Source organism: Sphingobacterium psychroaquaticum (genome assembly GCF_004421025.1).
GTDB lineage: Bacteria > Bacteroidota > Bacteroidia > Sphingobacteriales > Sphingobacteriaceae > Sphingobacterium > Sphingobacterium psychroaquaticum.
Genome location: NZ_CP038029.1, coordinates 1427579 through 1448333, shown reverse-complemented (window position 1 = coordinate 1448333; position 20755 = coordinate 1427579). Strand labels below are relative to the sequence as shown.

Here is a 20755-nt window from a genome sequence, read left to right as displayed (position 1 = left end):
GAATGAAAAATTTATTTAGAGGTGTAGCTGTAGCAGCGGTGATGTTCTTCGGTACGCAATATGTTAGTGCACAGCAGAAAATCGGTCACATCAATTTCGGGGATATCATTTCTTCTACCAACGAATTCAAAACAGCGCAAGATCAATTGAAAGTTTTGCAAGAAACTAAAACAAAAGAATTGCAAGGCATGTATGAATTGTTCCAAAAGAAGCAAACAGATGCAAACGAGAAGTTAAGAAACCGTAGTGAAGCAAACAAAGCAGCTGTAGATGCTGAATTGCAAACATTGGGTCAAGAGTTGCAAACAATGGAGCAACGTATCCAAGAGGTGCAACGTGTTGCACAAGAGGATTTAGGAAAGAAAGAACAAGAGTTGTTCGAACCAATCCAAAAGAAAGTAGTTGATGCGATCAATGTTGTATCAAAAGAGAAAGGTTATGCATACGTTTTAGATGTATCTAACGGTAGCATTCCTTACTATGGTGGTGGTGATGACTTAACAGCTGCAATCAAAACAAAACTTGGTGTAAAATAATTGCACAAGCAAACACAATAAAAAAAGCCTTTCCAAATTGGAAAGGCTTTTTTTATGAATTTATATCTCTGAAGTGATCGCGCAATACTGTTTGTGCCGCATGGAAACCACTCATTCCATGAACACCGCCACCTGGCGGCGTCGCTGAAGAACATATATAGACCCGTTTATTGGATGTTCTATAAGGTGTTAAACGACGTGTTGGCCGTGTATATAACTGAAATATATCCATTATACCGCCGTTGATATCCCCGCCTACATAATTTGGATTGTAATCCTCCATCTCGCGGGTGTTCAATGTAGATCGTTCCAAAATAACATCCCGAAAGCCTGGTGCAAAACGTTCCACCTGCATTTCAATAGCATTCGTTCGATCGATCAAAGAACCATTCGGCACATGACAATACGCCCATGCGGTATGCTTACCGTCTGGAGCTCGACTTGCATCAAATAAAGAAGGTTGAGTTAACAATACAAAAGGGCGCTCCACAATCTCCCCTTTCGCAGTCCGTTCTTCATTCGCCGCAATCTCTTCATAAGTATTCCCCAAGTGTACAGTCGACGCTTCGCGGCATCTTCTGTCCCGATATGGAATAGGCTCCGATAGCGCCCAGTCAATCTTAAAGACCCCCATCCCCTGCCGATATCGACTTAACTGCTGGCGATAACCGGACGACAAGTCTAGACCATCTATGGCCAACAATTGTCGCGGTGTAAGATCTAAAACAAGAACCTGATGTTCGGGAAGCGCTTTTATATCCCGTAACCAAAAATCAGTCTGTATCTTTCCTCCTAAATCTTTATAGTATGCCGCTAACGCATCGGCAATAGCTTGCGATCCACCAACGGGTATAGGCCATCCGTAACGGTGCCCGACACCTGAGAGCACCATCCCTATAGCTGCTGTGGTATAATTCGTCAATGGTTGAATACCGTGAGCCGCCATTCCTCCCCATAAAGCTTGCGCACGTTTTGTTTTAAAACGACGCGCAACAGCGTCTGCAGACTGTACCGCTGTAAGGCCGAATTTTGCCAATAATATCGGGTTCTTAGGAACCCGCAAGGGACCCATAATATCATCCGCCAACGGCTCCCACTCGTTCGCTACCAAACTCATAAGTTTATGGTAATAAGGGGCATCCTCCTCCAAAGCATTTGCGGTTTCAGCAAGATCTCGTTTCAGAAATACGGTGTCTGTGTCATCTAATGGATGTGCTGCTTCATACGGTGCATAGGTAAAACGTAACCCATAGGCTTCCAAAGGCAATGATCTAAAAAATGGAGAAGCCATCGCCATAGGATGTACGGCCGCACATACATCATGCAGAAACCCGGGTAGCGTCAACGCCTTACTCCGCATCCCTCCACCAATCGTTGTACCCCCTTCTAACAACAAGGTTTTTAGTCCCCGTTGTTGCAAAGTAATCGCAGCAGCAAAACCATTCGGTCCCGAACCGACTATTATCGCATCATATTTTTCCAATCTATATTACTTTTACTATAAAGCTATGTTTTTTTTCTTATATCAAGAATACAGTCTCTATTTCCATCAAAAGACAGTGGATCTCTTTGTTATTTAAAGAAAAGATGACGCACAGATTAAGGGATCTCTGCCGCAAAATTGTAATTTGCCCAAAACTTTATTTATGCAAACATTACACGGAAAAACCGCACTTATAACAGGAGCAGGAAAAGGCCTTGGAAAAGCCATGGCACTCGCATTAGCAAACGAAGGAGTCAATCTATTACTTATCAGTCGCACCTTGAGCGACATTGAAAAAGTCGCAGCAGAAGTACAAGCATTACACCCTGATGTCTTAGTTCAAATCGCAGCGGCCGATATTAGCAAACTGGAAGAGGTAAGAAACGCACTCACTACACTGACGGCTGAAAACAAAAAAATCGATATCTTAATAAATAATGCAGGTATCCTTTCCTATGGAAGTGTTTTGGATATTGCTATTGAAGAATGGGAACGTGTTATACAGACCAATGTGCTGGGCACATATTATATGATCCATGAAGTACTACCTTTCTTATTGGAACAACAACAAGGAGACATTATCAACATCGCTTCCACTGCAGGGCTTAAAGGTGCGGCAGATCTGAGCGCTTATGGTGCTTCCAAGGCTGCTGTTATCAATTTATCTGAAGCAATCATGCAGGAAGTTCGCAAGAAAGGAATTCGTGTAACCATCGTAAACCCAAGTACGATTGCCACCGACATGACTTTGAGCAACAACTTCACGGACGGTAATCCAGAACGTGTTCTACAACCAGAAGACCTAGCCTTTCTAGTGGTCAACAACCTTAAACTTCCCCAACGTGCTTTTGTGAAAGAAGTAAGTTTATGGTCTACAAATCCTTAGTTATTTTAGTTTGGGCGGACAAAAGTCTGCCCAAACTAAAATAACTAAACATCGATTTCCATCCGATAGTACGTCAACGTTCCTCGATAAAATAAATCCCCCACACGGCGCATGCCGATCTGTTCATAAAATCCTTCTGCGGTCGTCCGTGCATGGCACCACAACTGTTCTATACCATTAGTCTGACAAAAGGTTAAGACCGTAGCCAATAAAGCGCGACCTATACCTTGGCCTTGATAGTATTCTTTAACGGCAAATTTTCGGAATTGTGCGACCTTGCCATCAGGGAAGAGCGAGATGACGCCTACGAGCGTATTCTCTAGGTAGGCTCCAAAATGGACGCCTTCAAAATCATCCGGGAGTTGTACATCGCGCAAACTACCACCTGGATACATCACTTCCAGTCGTAAATGCCAAGTCACCGGTGCCACCACCTGTTCGATCTGTAGTTCTTTTCTCTGCATCGCTACACCATTAAATAAGCTATTGTTTTCAATACCTGTCTATTACCACTAAATCACAGAATATACCCGATTTCAGGGATATAATTATTAGCATGAATTATGCATCTTTGCTCTATATTAAAGCAAATATGAAAAAAATATTAGTAGTGTGCTCCGTCTTTTTACTATGCACAATGGCTGCATTCGCCCAAAGTCAAAAATTTCATCGGATAGATTACAAAATTCTTTTATCAGCCGATGCAGGAGATGGTGAAGGAATTGATGCTAGTGCCGACGATATAATATTACAAGGATGGACTAATCCAAATTACATCAAGATACAATCAGATGGTGAAATGGAAACGATTATAATCCATAACAGAAAAAATAGACAGACTTATTTTCTGTACCCTGAACACGAGCAATACGTGGATGCCAATCCTGAAAATACAGCATCAGCTACTACGGATGAATACCCGATCAAATACATTGCAGGACAACAAAAGAATATTGCGGGATACGCCTGTAAATTAGCGCAATTAAACTTACGTCATGATACCCCGGAAGAAGATCCGATTATCGTTGATATTTGGTATACAGAAAAAATACCTGTTTTATACTGGGGCGATTTCGACTACCTCGAAAAGCTTCCTGGGGCGGCCTTAAGCATCAGCTCGAGTGGTAATGGCTTTATTGCGGCAAACGTTATTGCGGAAAATGTGGAGCTATCACAGTTTGAAGTGCCTGAAAACTATACGGAAGTTGATAATGTGGAGGATTACGAAGATCTATATGCCGATACGCAGCTTGAAGAGAATCTATTCCAGTACACGGATGAAGAGACTTCACTAATCGGACTAAAAGATGGAGAAGACAACCTCTTAACGGAAGCAATTTACACCACTGTAGCAGAGTTTCACGCGGGTCAAGGTGTAGCGAGTAACGGCGATTACAAATACGGTGTTATTGATCGTCAAGGAAAAGTAGTTATACCATTTGAATATGAATACTTGAGTTTCAACCCTGATGCGGCTCAATATGTTTTCAGCAAAGACGAAAAGTTCGGTATAATGGACGCAAACAGAAAAGTGTTAATCGCTCCAAAATATGACATGATAAATTTCTTTAACAAGGGATTTGCCCAGTTCACGGAAAATGAAAAAAATGGTCTGTTAAACCTTAAAGGAGAAGCTGCCGTTCCTGCAAACTACGAAACGATTATCGATTATAACGGAACACACTTCATCACCATTGAAAACGAACGTTATCACATGTACACGATCCAAGGTTTACGCAAAGTCGCTACTAACCTGGATTATATAGGGTGTACGGAAGAGCCAAATATATTTATTGCCATGAAAGGTGACAAATATGGATATATCGATCATACAGGCAAGCTCATTATTCCATTTAAATATAGTGGAGCTACTTTATTTAGCGATGGTGTAGCTTCTGTATATATAGAAGAGACCGATGAGAATTTCTGGATCAACACGAAAGGTGAGCGCGTAGCTGCCCCAACCGAATAACGTATTTTTTACCCGCGATACAGCACGGCGGCATTAGCTTTCCGTGCTGTTTTCGTAAATAGACAGTAAACCAGTAGCTTTGCACAGAAAAGTGCAATAAATAACAATGGCCAACCAACGAGCGACAATATCCCTTACCCGTTACATTCTCCAATCCGTACGTGGAAAGTGGATATTTTTATTGTTACTCTTCGTGCCTTGTCTCACACAAGGGCAACAACTTCTCGATAAGCTTGCCTATCAATATCAAAGCAGTAAGCTCAACGATCCTTCAAAGTTTTATAAAGCCGGCAAGTATGCCCAAGCCTTGTTCTTCAATCAACAACCCGAGAAAGCGATGCAACTCTTGGAAGAAAATCTGAAACAAGCACAACGGTTTCCCGATAGTAAATATGCGGCACACCTCTGCGCAATCTTAGCCATGAACAACCGCATTCTGGATCATGAAAAAGAAAGTAAACAGTATATTGATCTCGCTCATGTATATGCTGAAAAGACAACACATAAAGAAACAAAAGGTTATGTAAGTTACTGTCGAGGATGGCTCCACGCCCGTAATAACCAAGAGGCAGAAGCCGTCCGTCAATTTTTAAATGCCCTTCAACAATTTGATAATGCGCAACCTTCGGAAAGCCTCTTGATCAGAAAAGCATCCACCTTGAGTGAGCTGACCTCGATCTACGCCAACTGGAAAGAATACGAATTGCAAGAAAAGTATGGTAAGCAAGCCTTAGACATCGCCATCAAACAACAAGATCCGGCAGCGATCTTTGAAGCATACATGATGATGGGCTATCTCTGCGAGCAACAATACATTGAGTCCTTACAAGACGACAAGCTCCATACGTCCGAACGATATTACCTAAAAGCGATTGAGACCTACCAAAAAAACAAACAAAATATGGTCGTCTCTTCCAACCTATCCTTCGCTGCCATTAATTTAGCCAATCTATATTTGCATTATTTTCCGGATACCTACCGTGAAAAAGCTATCGCCTATGCCGAAATGGCGTTGGCACAAGCACAACAAAGCGAACAGTTTTCACAGGTTGCATCTGCATATGGTATTCTAGCCGATATAAGCATCAAGAAAGGTAACGCTGAACGCGCCAAAGACTATCTACTTGCATCCCTTACGGCGGTCAACCAAGACCCCCTATTGGATCAAACCGTGGTCATGAGCATCTATCAGCATCTTTCAAAAATATACGAAGAGGAGAAAAACCTATCTGAAGCCTTACGTTATTACAAATCCTATAATGAAGTTTTCACGCGTGTCTATGACACCGAGAAACTCGAGCAGGGCCGTCGCCTGGAAGCGCAGTTTGAGAAAGAACGTCAGCAGCAACAGTTATTGCGGCTGGCCCTTGAATCCCAGCAAAAGGAACAGCAGCTCAGTCTCATGCATATCCGTACAGTCCAACAGCAGCAACTGTTGCAAAATATGCGACTCAATGAAGAAAACCAACGCAAGGAACTAGAATTAGCACACCTTGAGGGACAAAAAAAAGAACAACAACTGAAGCTTTCTAGATTGGAAGCACAAAAAAGAGAACAAGAAGTGTTGAACTTTCAAAACACGATTAGCTATAAAGAAAAATTAAACCGATACTATGGCTTACTGGCTGCTGCCTTTTTATTGCTCCTTATTCTCCTCTTATATGCCTATCTCCAACGCGCTAAAGGGATGCAACAACAGCAGAAACTCCATGCCCTAGCGTTAGAGCAAGAACGTCAAAATAGTCAAATCTCAAATCTTACCGCCATGCTTGACGGGCAGGAGCTGGAACGAGGTCGTTTAGCCCGCGACTTACATGATGGCCTGGGCGGCATTCTTTCGAGCACCAAGCTGAATCTTTCGCACCGCATTGAAAAAATGAATGACGTCGAAAAGCTGCACATGCAAGACTCCCTATCACAGCTGGATAGCGCTGTTAATGAGTTACGACGCGTGGCGCACAACCTGATGCCCGACTTGTTGATTAAATATGGCTTACAAGAAGTTCTTCAAGATTATGCTAAGCGCATGGAGAATGAAAAGCTAGAAATCGATGTTCATTTTCTTCATTATACACAACGCCTGTCTACTGAAAACCAACTATTGGTTTATCGGATTATTCAGGAATTGGTCAATAATGCAATCAAGCATGCTGAAGCCAACCAGCTGTTAATCCAACTTGTTGAAGAAAATGACCGCATATACGTAACCATCGAAGATAACGGAAAAGGGTTTGATATGAACGCTATTGAACAGAAAAAATCTGCCGGATTACACAACATACAATCGCGCGTTCAATTCTTAAAAGGACAGCTTAATATACAGTCTGAGTTAAACTTGGGCACAACAATAGAATTTGATTTCCCTATCCAAAACACTACCGCATGATCAACATTGCTATTACCGACGACCATCCGCTCCTCTTGGAAGGATTAAAGAATATACTATCTAAAGAAGAAGACTTTCACGTCATTGGATGTTTTCCGGATGCTAAAAGTACATTGGCTTTTCTGTCTGAAACACCGCCACAGGTATTATTATTGGATATTAATTTACCCGATGCCAACAGCCTAGACCTGGTCGCCGATATGAAACGAAAGTACCCGGATTTACGGATACTGATCATCAGTGTACATAATGAATATGCCGTAATCAAGAGCATGCTCGACCAAGGAGCAAACGGTTATGTCCAGAAAAACTCATCTGTTGATGATATTGTAACCGGCATTAAAACCATCCTCGTGGGAGATACATATGTTTGTTCGCAAACGAAATTTATACTAGAATCTAAACAACAAGACACATTATTACGGGTACCCAAACTGACGCGTCGCGAGAAAGAAATTTTACAGGAAGCAGCACAAGGGTTTACAACGATACAAATTGCAGAGCGCCTGTTTATCAGTCCGCACACGGTAGAAAGCCATCGAAAAAATCTAATTGAAAAATTCAGCACCAAAAATTTGAGCTCCGTCATCAAGCTAGCCCTGGAGTATGGTTTAATTCGTCAGTAATTATAAAACCACTGCTTTCAGGGATTTCACGCATACGACTATCTCTGTATTTTTGTGCTTATAGAATACATATACTAGATCAAAATAGTCAACACAAAAAAAGTCGTGTGGAAGAACGGCTACAGCTCTTGGATCTCATTTTGTATTCCTGTTTTATATCAACATCTTTGTTATTTACGGTCCCCAGCTGGACAACGATACACTATGAAAAAAATACGTCTAAAAATAAAGATCTTACTGCTATCGATCACCTGTATGCTCTTCACCAGTTGCTTCGATTTGGTCGAAGAAATCGATATGAAGGCAGACGGATCGGGCTCGATCAAGGCTACACTTAATTTGAGTAAAAGCAAAACAAAAGTAGCCTCACTCATGAAGATGAAAAGTGTTAATGGTTTAACTATCCCGAGCCAAGCTACCATCAAGTCAGAAACGGCTACGATCATAAAAATTCTTCAATCCACTCCCGGCATAAGTCGGGTAAACCATACGTTGGATTTTACAAATTTTATCGCAACCATCTCCTGTGACTTTACTTCTGTTACGGCTTTAAATAGTTTTACCAAAACGCTGGCGCAACACTTCAAAAGCCCTCTTGGGAACAACCACAGCTATAGCTATAACAACAAATCATTAACCTTTGGACGCCAATATACATATGCGTCCTCGATGAGTAAGGAATTTTCTAAACTCTCCCAAAATGATCGTAAACTTTTCGATGATGCTTTTTACACACAAATAGTACGTTTTGATAAAAGTGTAAAATCACAAAATAATCCAACGGCAAAACTATCCGCCACTAAAAAAGCCGTTCTCTTAAAAATAAAAGCAACAGACCTAATTAGTGGTAAGGCCTCTGTAGCAAATAATATTGTACTTCAAAATTAATTCTAACATAATGCATCCAAAAAAATACTTCTGTGCACTGCTTACTGTATTCGGTGTTCATGCTACGCATGCACAAGATCTTATTAAGCAGGTTCCCGAAAATGCTGAATTTGTAACGGTCATCAACAATAAAGCCATCGTTAAGCATAGCTCCTTTGAGAAAATAAATGCCGTTCTCTCTCGTCTCGGTGCTTTTGATGCATTGGATCAGCATCAGCAAGAACGAACTAAAGACATTATGGATCTGGATATGTCTTATGATCGAAATGGATACATCTATCGGGTAAACAACGATAGCTTATATTATATCGGTATACTAATTCCGTTGAAGCAGGACAATAAAGTCGAGCAGCGACTATTTACTGACTTTAGCTCCCTGCCGACCGAGAACGGTTATCAACGTCGAGTTTCTCCGGATGGGAAGATGCAAGCAGCATGGAACAATAATGTTTTGTTTTTGTTCACTGGCTCGATCAATAATCGTTATTTCGAACAAGAAGAAGTAGCCAACCGTTATGGTATTGAAATCCCACAATATGACGCAGCAGTTGATGCGGCATATGCCGAGGCTGCCGTGGAGGCGATCGATTTTTCGGAGGATGACATAGAGGTAGACACGAGCGAAGCCGAAGAGTGGGAAGAAGATGAACTTGAAGCCATCGAAGAAGCTGCAGCCGCAGTAGATTCGGTTGCTGCTATTGTTTACGAAGAGGCTACCCTAGCCGATTCCGTAGAAACCCTATGGGAAGCCCATGATTTTACACTGGAAGGCGACAGCATTGAAGGATACACGTATAACTATGGCGATGATGAATATGACAACGATGCCTACACCGACTCGATGTACCAAATAGAGATGGCAAGGAATGCAAAAAATGATTCGATCCGAAATAACCTTTTTACAACATGGTTAGCGCACGACTTCAACACGTATCTCACGCCTCAAAAAAATCTATCATCTAATAAAGATATTTTAGCATTTGATCCAAAAAACACACTCGTACGTCTTTGGGTTAATGACCTGGATGATGTATATAAAAATGCATTGCCTTATGATGCACTAACACTAGCGTATGGCATCAAAATGCAAAATCTAAACTATGGGTACAAGGAAGCTATGTTTGACTTAGTCCAAGACCAACATACATTGAAACTAAAAGGTGCTATCGGCTTAGATAAGGAGATGGAACAGGTCTTCAAAAAAATATATAAGACGAAAGCAAATCCACGGTTCTCTAAATATATTCCACAAAACCATTTAGGATACTTCTCTTTAAATATCAACACAGAAGGTTATTTACAGCAAATGCCTGCTTTATTTGACCGCTGGTACGGACCACTCCTTTCCGAACCTGCCGACCTGGTCTCGATTGCAGGAATGGCGCTTGAAATCGCTGTAGATGAAAAAGCAATTGGTAAAGTAATGCGTGGCGATCACCTTCTGTTTGTTAACGACCTTCAAAAAGTAAATACCGAATATACGGATTACGAATATGATGAGGACTATAATTACACTGAGGTTATTAAAACTAAAGAGGAATTTATTCCGAGTTTCCTATGGATGTTCACTTCTGAAGACCAACGCTTATATAAGAAACTCTTGACGTACGGCGAAAAGACGGTCAAAATACAAGAAGAAGATGGTATCTATACCATTCTCGAAAATAAAAGTACGACAATCTATATCACGTTTAAGGACAATATCGTATTCATCAGTAACGACCGCGAACAGATCCTTAGCATCAAAGAAAATAGATTCAGAAGTGTTGCAAATGGACAGATTAAAAAAGATATACAGAACAATATCTTAAACGCTGTTGTTCATACCGCGGCTATTCCAGAAACATTAAACAAGCTTGGGGTTCCTGTCATCAACAGTTGGAAAAAAACTGTTGATCAGCTATCTAACTACGGTGATATTGCCGTTCGTGCACATGGCTTAAAGGGCAATAAACTAACGGGCGAAGTAGCTATTACTTTCCCCCGTCAAGGTGAGAATGCCCTTCAGTATCTTTTAGACCAACTTATTGATAATGTAGATGAGAGTATGACTACTTCATTATGGTAAAAAAGATCTTTATATACACAAGTATCACCCTAGCCGTGCTTTTTACCATCGGCTGGGGCTTTTACCTGGTACGTAAATATCAGGCAAACAAACAATTTGTAAGTACACAAAGTACCACGATATTGTCTGTTGCTGTCGACGATCTTCTCCTCGATAATGTTTCTTCTCTTCTCAAAAAAAAGAAATCACAGGTATCCGATACCACCAGCAAAAGAAACTGGCTGAAAGATTTCTTCTGGAATAGTGGTCTCAAAATACCATCACGTCTATTTTTCTTCTCGCTACCGCAAGAGCAGGACAACCTATTTGCCATCCTGTCTGTATCGAATTATGAAACATGTCTTTCATTTTTTGTAAACCACTATCCGAAACAGATTGAGCTCATCGATAAAGAAAAGGGGCTGATGGCAGTCAAGCTCCATAAATATTGCCATATACTTTTTAACAAAGAATTTCTGGCCCTTGGTGTATCAACGGCGGAGCCGGAGCTAAAGCAAAGCCTAGCAGCACTACTGGACAAGCCCCAATCGTGGCAAACAGCGGTATCAAAAGCCACGGAAATAGGCTTTACATTCGATAAGCATGTCACACTAAACCGCTTGGACCAAACATTGGCTATTGGTATTGATATTAGAGAAAATAAAGCAACTATCACCGGCAACTGGCTTTTATCTCAGCAACAGCCAACAAAGAAAATGATACGCCAGCTCCAACCAACGACGGATGTACTCACCTTTTGGAGTACCCTTCCTTTCGAAGAAACTCCTTTATTGGCACGTATTAGTGCGCTCGTCTTGGGAAATGAAACAGCTTCGATGAAGGCTGATTACATCGATATTCAGGTTTCTCCGCAGTCCACAACACAGCAGGACACCATTATCAGCTATGGTTATGACGATAACTTTAACAGTATCGAAACATCCGAAATTCGTACATTAACCGTTCCGAAAGTTAGCTATACTTGGCGTGGTACAATAAAAAACAAGGTCCAATTACCCTCAAAATTCTTTTACAATTTCTATAGAACGGAGGTAGATAATTATGAAATCAACTCGACTTCGCGGGACAGCGAGCAACAGCAATTTATTTCAACGGAGAGTCCGATCTTTTTAGCGGTCGACTTTGGACGCTGGCCAAACAGTTGGTCTATGGGATTATTCGAAACCTGGAAAGCATCCGGCTTAAAGGTACATATCGATAGCCGCATAAAAGAAGGGCGAACACTGACTATAAATGGGCATGCAAGCATCGCCGATTAGTATAAAAAAACAAAGGCCTCAGCATTTATATTTGCTGAGGCCTTCTGTATTCCATAAGATGTTGTTACAATAAACTAGAATTCATCTTCTTCACTGTTCAACAATTCTTTATGGTTACTCGAATTCGTCTTTACCTTTGTTTTGTATTTATTAATCTGCCTACGGATGGATTCCACCGCTACGTCTGTAGCCTCTTCAAAAGTCTTGGCTTGCGCTTTTGCAAACAATTGACTTCCTGGAATATTTAACTTCAACTCCACAACCTTGTTTGCTTCATCATCCACATTTTCCAAGCGCAAGTAACAGAACCCTTCAATGATATTATCTAAGAATAGTCCGAGCTTAGCTGCCTTTTTCTTAATGAAGTCAACCAATTTTTGATCAGCATCAAATTTGATAGATTGCACTGTAATGTTCATTTTTCCTCCTTTTTTAAGCTTTTGGATGAGCTTGTTTATAAATCGTTTTCAATCTCTCAACCGAATTATGCGTATAGACCTGCGTTGCCGCCAGTCCCGCATGGCCCAATAACTCTTTAATAGCATTTAAATCGGCGCCATTGTTTAACAATGCGGTCGCAAATGTATGTCTAAGCACATGTGGGCTTTTTTTCTTTTGTGCGGTAATCTCTCCCAAACACCGCTTTACCATCCGGTAAATCAGTTCGGGGTAGGCTTGCTTACCTTCGTTAGTAACGATCAGGTAACTCGAATTGTTTGCAAATACCTGATCATATTTCAATTTTAAATATTTTTTTAATCCTGTCATCAATGTCCCATGAATGGGTACATAACGTTGCTTACTGCGTTTCCCGAATATAAGAATCTTTTGATTATAAATATCAATATCCTTCTCTTGTATCGTCAATAATTCAGACAAACGAATACCTGTTCCAAAGAGTAACTCCAACACGACAAATTCACGCAACTCAGCAAACGAATCAGCACCATGCTCCTTCTCATCTAAGAGCTGTACGAGCTTTTCTTGCTCCACCACAACCGGTAGTTTTTTGGGCATCTTAAGTGCCTTCACTAAACTCATCGGATTTTGTGTAATCAAAGTCTCCCGCTGCAAAAATTTATAGAACGAACGCAAAGAAGAAATGGTACGGTTGATACTGCTCGCCGCGCGACCCTCTTCTTTTAAAGTCGCTAAAAAGTGTCGTACAACCCGGTAATCTACTTCCTCAAAAGGTATCTCCTCTTGTGTCAGAAATGTATAAAAAATATCTAGGTCGTGCGTATAGGCAAGCAAAGTATGTGTTGAGAATCGCTTCTCAAACTGCAAAAAATTCAAAAATCTTTTCTTCTCCATACCTTTTTTCTGCTTTCATAAAGATAGCAAAATTGCTCATATGAACAAATGATATTTATTATTTCTGTTCGCTTTGTTTAATTAAGAAACGTACCGGTTACAGACTTATTTTACGGAACCCCAAATAAAATAAAAATAATCTGTAACGAATCCTCCCTCCCTATTACCTACTGTATGAACGAAAACAAAAACACTAAAAAATTTAAACTATACTAGTATGAAACTAACAAAAAAAATAGCGATTTTAGGGACAGCAATTTTCTTCTCTCTACAAAGCTTTGCGCAGTCAACTAAAGAATCGTCCTTATGGAAGATTTCGGGTAATGGGTTAACAAAACCTTCTTATGTAACAGCAACTTTTCATACGATTTGTGCTGAACATTTTAATATTCCAGAGAAAGTAAAAAAAGCTATACAAGAAACTGATCAATTTACATTAGAAATTAACTATACCGATCCTGCGGAGATGGCGTACATGCAAAAAATGATGGCAAGTGAAAAAAGCCTGAGCGCACAGCTTACGCCTGCTCAAGCGCAGCAATTGGATAGCATCCTGCAGGCCTCCTACAATACCAACCTCAAAGCCGTAGAGACCTACTCTCCCCAAGCTGTCTATGCACTTATTGGCAAAAAAGCGATCGACTGTGATCCTTCGCAAATAAAATACTACGATGTCGAACTATTGAAGCTTGCGGCCGCACAAAAGAAAAAGCTTGGTGGACTGGAAACGGCAAAAGCACAATTCGACTATATCGGAAAAGCGTATAGCCTAGAAGAAGGTATTAAGCAACTCGCAGCTGGCGATGCCTATGCTGTAATCGCAAAAGAAATGTTAACAGCATTCAAAACAGAAAATATGACCGAGCTGGATCGACTATGTAAAGATCGACGCTTTATGAGTATCGAGCAGCAGCGTTGGATGTTGGATGAGCGTAATAAAGATTGGGCGTACAGCAGTATGCCAAACATGATGAAAGAAGGTTCGGCCGTCTTCGCAATGGGTGGTGCCCATCTTATGGGACAATCCGGCGTGCTTGAATTATTACGAAAACAAGGTTACGAGGTAACGCCTGTAAATTAAAATAAATCGCGTGAATAGTAGTATCGAACAAACATTTCTAGCGCTAATAAAGCAACATAAAGGAATTCTTCACAAAGTATCTCGTATGTATGCGGATAACCCGGAGGATCGCGAAGACCTACAACAGGAAATCATGATTCAGCTCTGGAAGTCATACGCTTACTTTAAGGGGGAGAGCGCTTTCTCCTCCTGGATGTATCGCGTAGCGGTCAACACATCATTGACCTACTTCAAAAAGGAGAAGAAAAGAAGCAACACCTTTACAGACAACGAAAATGTAAACGAGCCCGCACAAGAAGATTACAACGATACCCAAGACACCCAGTTACAGCTTTTTTACAAAGCCATACAAGAAATCAGTCCCATAGAGAAGGCTTTAATGCTTTATTTTATGGAAGGGCTATCGCACCGTGAGATCGGAGAACAACTGGGTATCAGCGAAGGAAATGCACGTGTAAAACTAAATAGAACAAAAGAAAAGTTACAAGAGATCATAAAAAAATACAAACATGAATTTTGATGAACTAAAAAAAGACTGGAATGCGGATCAACCGAAAGACCAGGATATTTCTACTAAAATACCAGCTCAAGAAAACAGTAAACACCCCTTGGAGCGTCTCCAAAAAAGTATGCGTAATGAATTTTGGGCACAAATTATTGCCATTATACTCCTTGCTGGACTACCACAGATGACTGATATTTCTTCTTCTTATTATATCACCTATTATGTAGCTTATAGTGTCCTTGTTGTCGTATCAGGATACTATCTATATGGATTCTATCAGTTCTATAAACAGATAAATCTATTTCATAGCGACACCAAAGGTAGTTTGCTACGCATTTATTACGAACTACGGCTGGCTATGGAGCGCTATCAGTCCTTTGGGTTCTTGTTACTTCCCTTTCTTTTGGTTTGGTTTGGTATCTATAGCACAGATTTATTGCAAAAAAAAGGAAAGACAATAGCTGAACAACTTGCTAATGGGGGACAGTATGCCGTCGTGATCGCCGTTTTAATCGTGACATTCGGAACCATCGCAGCCATTGTCCTCTGGACTAAATATATTTATGGAAAATATGCAAAGGAATTGGAAAAAATGATCGACGATCTTGACACATAACACCAAAATAATGCTGTTGTCGTCACCCAAATAACACAAAAGCGACAACAGCTTTTTCTTTGCATGGAATAATTAAAATTATTTTCTACTTTTGTCGAAAATACAAGGCAAATATGCCGATAGACAATAAGAAGCCAAAATATAATACCGCAAAACGTCGTATCGCACGTTTTATCACTGCAGAGCATAGTGGTGATGCATTACGCAATCTCGCTACGATTCTCCTCCCTTGTCTTTTATTATTTTATTTGGTAGACCTACACACCGCCATTGGTATTGGTGTGGGTACACTAATGGCTTCGCTGACAGATTTACCGGGAAATAGAGCCGATAAATGGAAATCAGCGACCTATTGTATTCCGGTCTTTGCAGTGGCGACCTTCCTTACGGCAAGCACCTTTTCTACGCCTGTGTTATTGATTGCCTGTTTGATGCTGTCTGCCTTTGCATACACCATGTTAACAGTGTTTGGTCCCCGCCCTGCTGCTGTGGGCTCATTAGCACTTATTTTAATGAGTTTTATTATAGGGTTACGACCAACTTCACCCGTAGAACTAACCATTCATATTACAATTGGCGCGTGCTGGTATTACCTCATAAGCATTCTACAGGCCCGAATAACGCCTTACCGTTCACTACGCTATGCTATGGCCGATGGTTTCCATCACCTTGCGGTTTTGCTACAAGCGAAAGCGGCCTGCTACAACCCCGAAATCCCAATTGAACAAACGTATAGAAAACTCGGCAAAGTACATATACAGGTAAGCGATAGCCAAGAAGGAATCCGACGACTACTCCTACGCGAAGAGAAACTCCTCTCTCCGGAGATGAACAGTGCTTGGCTGAACAGAATCTATGGTCTTATTGACTTGCACGAACTGCTTACTGCATTGGATTACGATTACGAAGCGATCCGTCAGACGCTGGGGACAACAGGCGCCTTGACACCTATCCAATCCTTGATTCATATACTCAGTCGGGAGGTGGAAGCGGTTGGACATGCGCAACAATTCAAAACATCACGAAACACGCCAATCACTCAAAATATCGCGGTAGACAAGCTGTTGCTTGAAATAGGGAATATACGCAATCAATATCCTGCCGAAGTACGCACAATTTTAGATGCCATTATACAGAACATTAAAGCTATCATACATCTAATAGGTGTTCTACAGAAAAGCGAGCACAATTATGCGGATCACGGAAAAACGATCAAGAACAATGAGTATCATCATTTCATCCCATCCACTAATAGTAATTGGCGCACGATAAAGAATCATTTAACCTTTAATTCGCCTATTTTTACGTTTGCCGTTCGGTTGGCTATACTCTTTGGTGCCGGTTGTTTCTTAGGCTTTTGGATGTCCAACACCAATTACGCATATTGGATCTTACTAACTTTAGCTATTGTAGCTCGACCGAGCTTCATAAATACAAAAAAACGAAATATCCAGCGTATCACAGGTACATTGACGGGACTGACCATCGGTATACTTTTGCTTCAGACGGTTCATCATATTCCTACTCTCCTGGGCATTGCTGCCCTTGGTTTGTTTGGCTTTTTTATGTTTAATAGGCCGAACTACATGATTAGTGTTATCTTCATTACTGTTGCTGTAATGTTGGCCTTAAATATCCATGAAGGAAATATTGAACGTATCCTAGAAAGTCGATTGTTATTCACATTTACCGGGGCCTCTCTGGCTATAATCGGGTGTTACTTTATTCCTGTTCAACAAAAATCAGGCATGCAAAATCTTGCTAATGAAGTCGTTCGTAGCAGTATTGCCTACTTAAAGACACTGGAGCAGCAGCTTCAAGGAAACACATTTGACAACTATGCTGTACGCCTGGCACGTAAGAATACACAAACCATCTTAGCGGCCTTTTCGGATATGATGCACCAGTTACAAACAGAACCCGCACAGCGTAAAAAAGATTGGACAGCGCCAAATGCGTTTCATACGTTGGCCTATCGCATCAATTCATTAACTATTGGCTTATCTGTCAATATTGGCAATCAATGCACAGACTTTACCAAACAATTACAACTGAGTGAGCGTTCCAATAACATTAACAATCTATTAACAGACCTAAACCAATTAGCACGAGGCTTGTAGTCCATAAAAGTTAATACGCCAAAACCTCTACCTCTGTACGTCTATTTGCTTGATGCTCCTCTTCTGAACAAGTAACACCGTTCGCACACTTGTTTACCAGCTTCATTTCGCCGTATCCTTTGGCGACTAATCGCTCCCGCTCTATTCCACGACTCACAATATATTCAACAGCAGACCGAGCCCTATGTTGTGATAATACCAAATTGTACTTGTCAGAACCTCGACTATCGGTATGACTAGAAAGTTCGATACGCAATGTCGGATTATCCTTCATCACTTTTACCAGTTGATCAAGCACCACAGCAGCATCACTTCGGATATCATATTTGTCAAAATCATAATAAATATTATCCAACACAAAGCTTATTCCTTTCTTATTTACCGGTTGGAGTCTAAAATTAGCAAATAACGTCGTATCCCGACGCGCCGTTACGCCCGACACAAACAATGAGTCTGACATATACCCTTCTTTGGAGACCACGAATTTATACGCTGTCTTGGGTTCTAATTCTTTATCAAAATGTGAATCAGCTACTGCAAAAGAGGAGAGCAACCCTCCATTATTATCAAACATATGAACACGCGACTCCCTCAACAATTCGGATGTAGCCTTATCGTAAACCTTACCCGCCAAGGTAATCGTTACTTTGGTTCTCGGTTTATTGTACACAAACGAGTAAATATCATCACTTCCTGCGCCACCTGATCTATTGGAAGCCAAATACCCATATTGGCGTTCTTCATCATCCGCACTCACGACAAAAGCAAAATCATCTGCAGAAGAATTCACCGGATAACGCAGACTTTGTCTACCACTAAAAGCGGCCTTCTGTCCGACTGCCTTAAAAATATCCAATCCACCCATGCTGGCATAACTATCGCTCGAAAAATAAAGGGTATCAGCAAATACGGATGGAAACATTTCATCTCCGTTTCCATTTATTTCTGGACCTGCATTTTGAGGTTTCCCCCATGATCCATCACTATTTTTTTCGCTAAACCATATATCTACCCCACCTTTACCACCGGGCATGTCAGACGCAAAATACAGCACATTACCATCGGTGTTGAGTGCTGCATGCCCTAAGGAATACTTTTCTACATTATTATACGGAAAGGGTTCCCCTACCCAGCTGCTTCCTTGTTTACGATAAACGATCAACTCAAGGTTATAACGTTTGAAACGCATGCTATCACGCTTGACTTTTTCAGCATCTTTCCCCATATAGGTACGGGTAACAAAAAGTACATCTTGTTTTTCATTCGTTGCCACAGGCCCAACATGGTAATCGGCACTATTGAATACATCTTCCATAAGGACCGGATATTTTAACGAGATACCGTCTTGATCTCTTCCTGCTGAAAACACTTTCAGGTAAGCCTGACCTGTCATACCACTAATTTTCGTCGACTGGATGGCTGGTTCTGCCGTATACAACGCACCATTACTCAAGGGTAAAACGGCGAACTCAGCACGACTTGTGTTAACCTCATGCTCGTTCTTAATCGTATGCTTCGTTGCCTGTGCCATCCATAGTAATGCAGAGTCACAACCTGCAATCTCCACTCTTACATCCTTACCTTGTGGAAAGCGTTGCTGAAAAGCCAAAAATTTAGCTTTTGCCTCCTCATACTTCCCATTAATCTTCACCAACCGAGCGTGCTTTAATGCGACATCTGCTTTTGTGGGATCACTGGCCACTAATTTCTCTAACCATTTTTCCGCATCTGTATATGCATTAATCTGATAATAGGCATCAGCTACGGCAGCCATCTCCTTATTGGATAGCTTTCTGCTCTGTTGCACCCTATTGTACATATCAGCTGCTTTAGCATATTCACCGGCTAAATAGAACTGATGGGCTTTATCCGCTAACGAAGCTTGCTCTTGCGCGCCTACGTTATTTGCAAGAAGAAGGAAGATACATCCCACTATTGCAAAAAAAAGTTTGTTCGACAGTTTCATCATATTTCAATTAAGCTTAGAAGAAGCGCGGATTCAGATACTGTTTCGTTCCAACTCTTCCAAAGGTCACACCAATTGTAACTTCATGGGTACCGCCTTGGTTCCCACTCATTTTGTTGATCATTGCATCATAAGAGTACCCAATCCGCAAACGATCTGTCACATAAAACTGTGCTATTCCGGTAATCGCATTCATAGCGCTTAGCTTATTAGCAGACTGTTCTTCATATGTACGTTTGAATACTTTGGCCCGCGTACGATACCCCGCTCCGATCCAAAATTTTCGGTTGAAAACCAACATTGCATTGAGATCTAGCGATGTTGGACCTTTAAAGTCTTCCTTCAGCAAAAGGCTTGGACGGATGTGAAACCCCTCCTGAACTTCAAATAATGCTCCCGCAATAAAGTAACCATGCACAGTACGATATATACTTTCGGTTATATTTTGATTAAACCGATAATCGGACCCTGAATTAGAGCCACTGAATAAATCCTGTACAGACACCCCTACATACCATTTAGGTGTATAGAAATAAGCACCCAATCTGATGTCGGGTACGAAATCAGAAATTTTACCTTCTGGGAGAACAGGATCATTTCCCTCTGTTGTTATAATCTTATTCCCATCTAATCCATATTGTGTAAATCCCCCAGCCACACCCAGACTCAAGCGTTTGGTGTCCTCATCGTCCAATTGTAAACGAAGCGCATAATTCGCATAAAAAGAAGTGGCAGACTGTGCGCCCAATTTGTCGGCCGTTAGATTTATTCCAACTCCATGTCGTTTCGTGTAGGGATCCAAAACCCCGTCGACAGAAATAGTCCCTGTTTTAGGTGCACCATCCCAACCTGTCCATTGACTACGAAGTCCTACTTGGGCAAACCATTCCTCCTTGTATCCGGCATAAGACGGATTAACACTCATGGAATTAAACATATATTGTGTAAACTGGATGCTTTGCTGGGCACTAACTTTCGTTAGGCCCAAGCATCCTGCTATGATCAAGACTAGATATTTTCCGTGTTTCATAATATTATCACTTTAATAA

The 20755-nt window shown here is 41.1% G+C and carries 18 protein-coding genes; 12 read left to right on the top strand and 6 right to left on the bottom strand.

The features are described from left to right. The first annotated feature begins 2 nt into the window (after window positions 1–2). A complete protein-coding gene (locus tag E2P86_RS05945; protein ID WP_085472533.1) occupies window positions 3–536 on the top strand; it encodes an OmpH family outer membrane protein in 534 nt (177 codons plus the stop codon). A gap of 52 nt (window positions 537–588) precedes the next feature. Here E2P86_RS05945 and E2P86_RS05940 read toward each other — a convergent pair whose 3' ends face one another. Next, window positions 589–2019 (bottom strand): phytoene desaturase family protein, encoded by a 1431-nt coding sequence (locus tag E2P86_RS05940; RefSeq protein WP_134431526.1) that lies wholly within the window; start codon window positions 2017–2019, stop codon window positions 589–591. Between the two features lie 163 nt (window positions 2020–2182). On the opposite strand from E2P86_RS05940, the gene E2P86_RS05935 reads away from it, so the two are divergent. Then, a complete protein-coding gene (locus E2P86_RS05935; protein ID WP_134431523.1) occupies window positions 2183–2905 on the top strand; it encodes a 3-ketoacyl-ACP reductase in 723 nt (240 codons plus the stop codon). A gap of 44 nt (window positions 2906–2949) precedes the next feature. Here the strand turns inward: E2P86_RS05935 and E2P86_RS05930 are convergent, their stop codons facing one another. After that, on the bottom strand, window positions 2950–3369 hold the full coding sequence (locus E2P86_RS05930) for a GNAT family N-acetyltransferase (RefSeq protein WP_134431520.1): 420 nt from the start codon (window positions 3367–3369) through the stop codon (window positions 2950–2952). Between the two features lie 173 nt (window positions 3370–3542). Between E2P86_RS05930 and E2P86_RS05925 the strand changes: the two genes are divergently transcribed. The 6 genes from E2P86_RS05925 to E2P86_RS05900 all read left to right on the top strand — a co-directional run bounded on the left by E2P86_RS05925 (window position 3543) and on the right by E2P86_RS05900 (window position 12104). Continuing rightward, window positions 3543–4877, top strand: a complete 1335-nt coding sequence (locus E2P86_RS05925; RefSeq protein ID WP_159451825.1) for a WG repeat-containing protein — start codon at window positions 3543–3545, stop codon at window positions 4875–4877. Window positions 4878–4983: 106 nt separating this feature from the next. Then, a complete protein-coding gene (locus E2P86_RS05920) occupies window positions 4984–7263 on the top strand; it encodes an ATP-binding protein (RefSeq protein ID WP_134431517.1) in 2280 nt (759 codons plus the stop codon). Further along, entirely contained in the window at window positions 7260–7889 is a 630-nt protein-coding gene (locus tag E2P86_RS05915; RefSeq protein ID WP_134431514.1) for a response regulator, read from the top strand. Before E2P86_RS05920 ends, E2P86_RS05915 begins: the two co-directional genes overlap by 4 nt. A 204-nt stretch (window positions 7890–8093) precedes the next feature. Then, entirely contained in the window at window positions 8094–8777 is a 684-nt protein-coding gene (locus E2P86_RS05910; protein WP_085472526.1) for a hypothetical protein, read from the top strand. Window positions 8778–8787: 10 nt separating this feature from the next. Then, window positions 8788–10845: a hypothetical protein gene (locus E2P86_RS05905; protein WP_134431511.1), complete on the top strand. Its 2058-nt coding sequence runs from the start codon at window positions 8788–8790 to the stop codon at window positions 10843–10845. Further along, on the top strand, window positions 10839–12104 hold the full coding sequence (locus tag E2P86_RS05900) for a hypothetical protein (RefSeq protein WP_134431508.1): 1266 nt from the start codon (window positions 10839–10841) through the stop codon (window positions 12102–12104). The genes E2P86_RS05905 and E2P86_RS05900 overlap by 7 nt, the downstream gene beginning before the upstream one ends. A gap of 74 nt (window positions 12105–12178) precedes the next feature. On the opposite strand, the gene hpf is transcribed toward E2P86_RS05900, so the two are convergent. Both hpf and E2P86_RS05890 read right to left on the bottom strand, forming a co-directional pair. Continuing rightward, on the bottom strand, window positions 12179–12523 hold the full coding sequence (hpf, locus tag E2P86_RS05895; protein WP_085472523.1) for a ribosome hibernation-promoting factor, HPF/YfiA family: 345 nt from the start codon (window positions 12521–12523) through the stop codon (window positions 12179–12181). A gap of 13 nt (window positions 12524–12536) precedes the next feature. Beyond that, window positions 12537–13418 (bottom strand): tyrosine-type recombinase/integrase, encoded by an 882-nt coding sequence (locus E2P86_RS05890; RefSeq protein WP_085472522.1) that lies wholly within the window; start codon window positions 13416–13418, stop codon window positions 12537–12539. Between the two features lie 217 nt (window positions 13419–13635). On the opposite strand from E2P86_RS05890, the gene E2P86_RS05885 reads away from it, so the two are divergent. The 4 genes from E2P86_RS05885 (at window position 13636) to E2P86_RS05870 (ending at window position 17740) form a co-directional block, all read left to right on the top strand. After that, window positions 13636–14499, top strand: coding sequence for a TraB/GumN family protein (locus tag E2P86_RS05885; protein WP_134431506.1), 864 nt, complete (start codon window positions 13636–13638; stop codon window positions 14497–14499). Window positions 14500–14509: 10 nt separating this feature from the next. After that, entirely contained in the window at window positions 14510–15019 is a 510-nt protein-coding gene (locus E2P86_RS05880; protein WP_134431503.1) for an RNA polymerase sigma factor, read from the top strand. After that, a complete protein-coding gene (locus E2P86_RS05875) occupies window positions 15009–15620 on the top strand; it encodes a hypothetical protein (RefSeq protein WP_085472519.1) in 612 nt (203 codons plus the stop codon). Before E2P86_RS05880 ends, E2P86_RS05875 begins: the two co-directional genes overlap by 11 nt. Window positions 15621–15733: 113 nt before the next feature. Continuing rightward, on the top strand, window positions 15734–17740 hold the full coding sequence (locus E2P86_RS05870; protein WP_085472518.1) for an FUSC family protein: 2007 nt from the start codon (window positions 15734–15736) through the stop codon (window positions 17738–17740). Between the two features lie 10 nt (window positions 17741–17750). Here the strand turns inward: E2P86_RS05870 and E2P86_RS05865 are convergent, their stop codons facing one another. Both E2P86_RS05865 and E2P86_RS05860 read right to left on the bottom strand, forming a co-directional pair. Then, window positions 17751–19709, bottom strand: a complete 1959-nt coding sequence (locus tag E2P86_RS05865) for an OmpA family protein (RefSeq protein ID WP_134431500.1) — start codon at window positions 19707–19709, stop codon at window positions 17751–17753. 13 nt (window positions 19710–19722) lie between these two features. Further along, complete coding sequence (locus E2P86_RS05860) at window positions 19723–20736, bottom strand: PorP/SprF family type IX secretion system membrane protein (protein ID WP_085472516.1); 1014 nt, start codon at window positions 20734–20736, stop codon at window positions 19723–19725. Window positions 20737–20755 lie beyond the last annotated feature (19 nt).

What these genes read in the sequence shown, in the direction of transcription:
- E2P86_RS05945 (WP_085472533.1), top strand. Translation starts at nt 3, where the DNA reads ATGAAAAATTTATTTAGAGGTGTAGCTGTAGCAGCGGTGATGTTCTTC.
- E2P86_RS05935 (WP_134431523.1), top strand. Translation starts at nt 2,183, where the DNA reads ATGCAAACATTACACGGAAAAACCGCACTTATAACAGGAGCAGGAAAA.
- E2P86_RS05930 (WP_134431520.1), bottom strand. Translation starts at nt 3,369, where the DNA reads ATGCAGAGAAAAGAACTACAGATCGAACAGGTGGTGGCACCGGTGACT.
- E2P86_RS05925 (WP_159451825.1), top strand. Translation starts at nt 3,543, where the DNA reads ATGGCTGCATTCGCCCAAAGTCAAAAATTTCATCGGATAGATTACAAA.
- E2P86_RS05920 (WP_134431517.1), top strand. Translation starts at nt 4,984, where the DNA reads ATGGCCAACCAACGAGCGACAATATCCCTTACCCGTTACATTCTCCAA.
- E2P86_RS05915 (WP_134431514.1), top strand. Translation starts at nt 7,260, where the DNA reads ATGATCAACATTGCTATTACCGACGACCATCCGCTCCTCTTGGAAGGA.
- E2P86_RS05910 (WP_085472526.1), top strand. Translation starts at nt 8,094, where the DNA reads ATGAAAAAAATACGTCTAAAAATAAAGATCTTACTGCTATCGATCACC.
- E2P86_RS05905 (WP_134431511.1), top strand. Translation starts at nt 8,788, where the DNA reads ATGCATCCAAAAAAATACTTCTGTGCACTGCTTACTGTATTCGGTGTT.
- E2P86_RS05900 (WP_134431508.1), top strand. Translation starts at nt 10,839, where the DNA reads ATGGTAAAAAAGATCTTTATATACACAAGTATCACCCTAGCCGTGCTT.
- hpf (WP_085472523.1), bottom strand. Translation starts at nt 12,523, where the DNA reads ATGAACATTACAGTGCAATCTATCAAATTTGATGCTGATCAAAAATTG.
- E2P86_RS05890 (WP_085472522.1), bottom strand. Translation starts at nt 13,418, where the DNA reads ATGGAGAAGAAAAGATTTTTGAATTTTTTGCAGTTTGAGAAGCGATTC.
- E2P86_RS05885 (WP_134431506.1), top strand. Translation starts at nt 13,636, where the DNA reads ATGAAACTAACAAAAAAAATAGCGATTTTAGGGACAGCAATTTTCTTC.
- E2P86_RS05875 (WP_085472519.1), top strand. Translation starts at nt 15,009, where the DNA reads ATGAATTTTGATGAACTAAAAAAAGACTGGAATGCGGATCAACCGAAA.
- E2P86_RS05870 (WP_085472518.1), top strand. Translation starts at nt 15,734, where the DNA reads ATGCCGATAGACAATAAGAAGCCAAAATATAATACCGCAAAACGTCGT.
- E2P86_RS05865 (WP_134431500.1), bottom strand. Translation starts at nt 19,709, where the DNA reads ATGATGAAACTGTCGAACAAACTTTTTTTTGCAATAGTGGGATGTATC.
- E2P86_RS05860 (WP_085472516.1), bottom strand. Translation starts at nt 20,736, where the DNA reads ATGAAACACGGAAAATATCTAGTCTTGATCATAGCAGGATGCTTGGGC.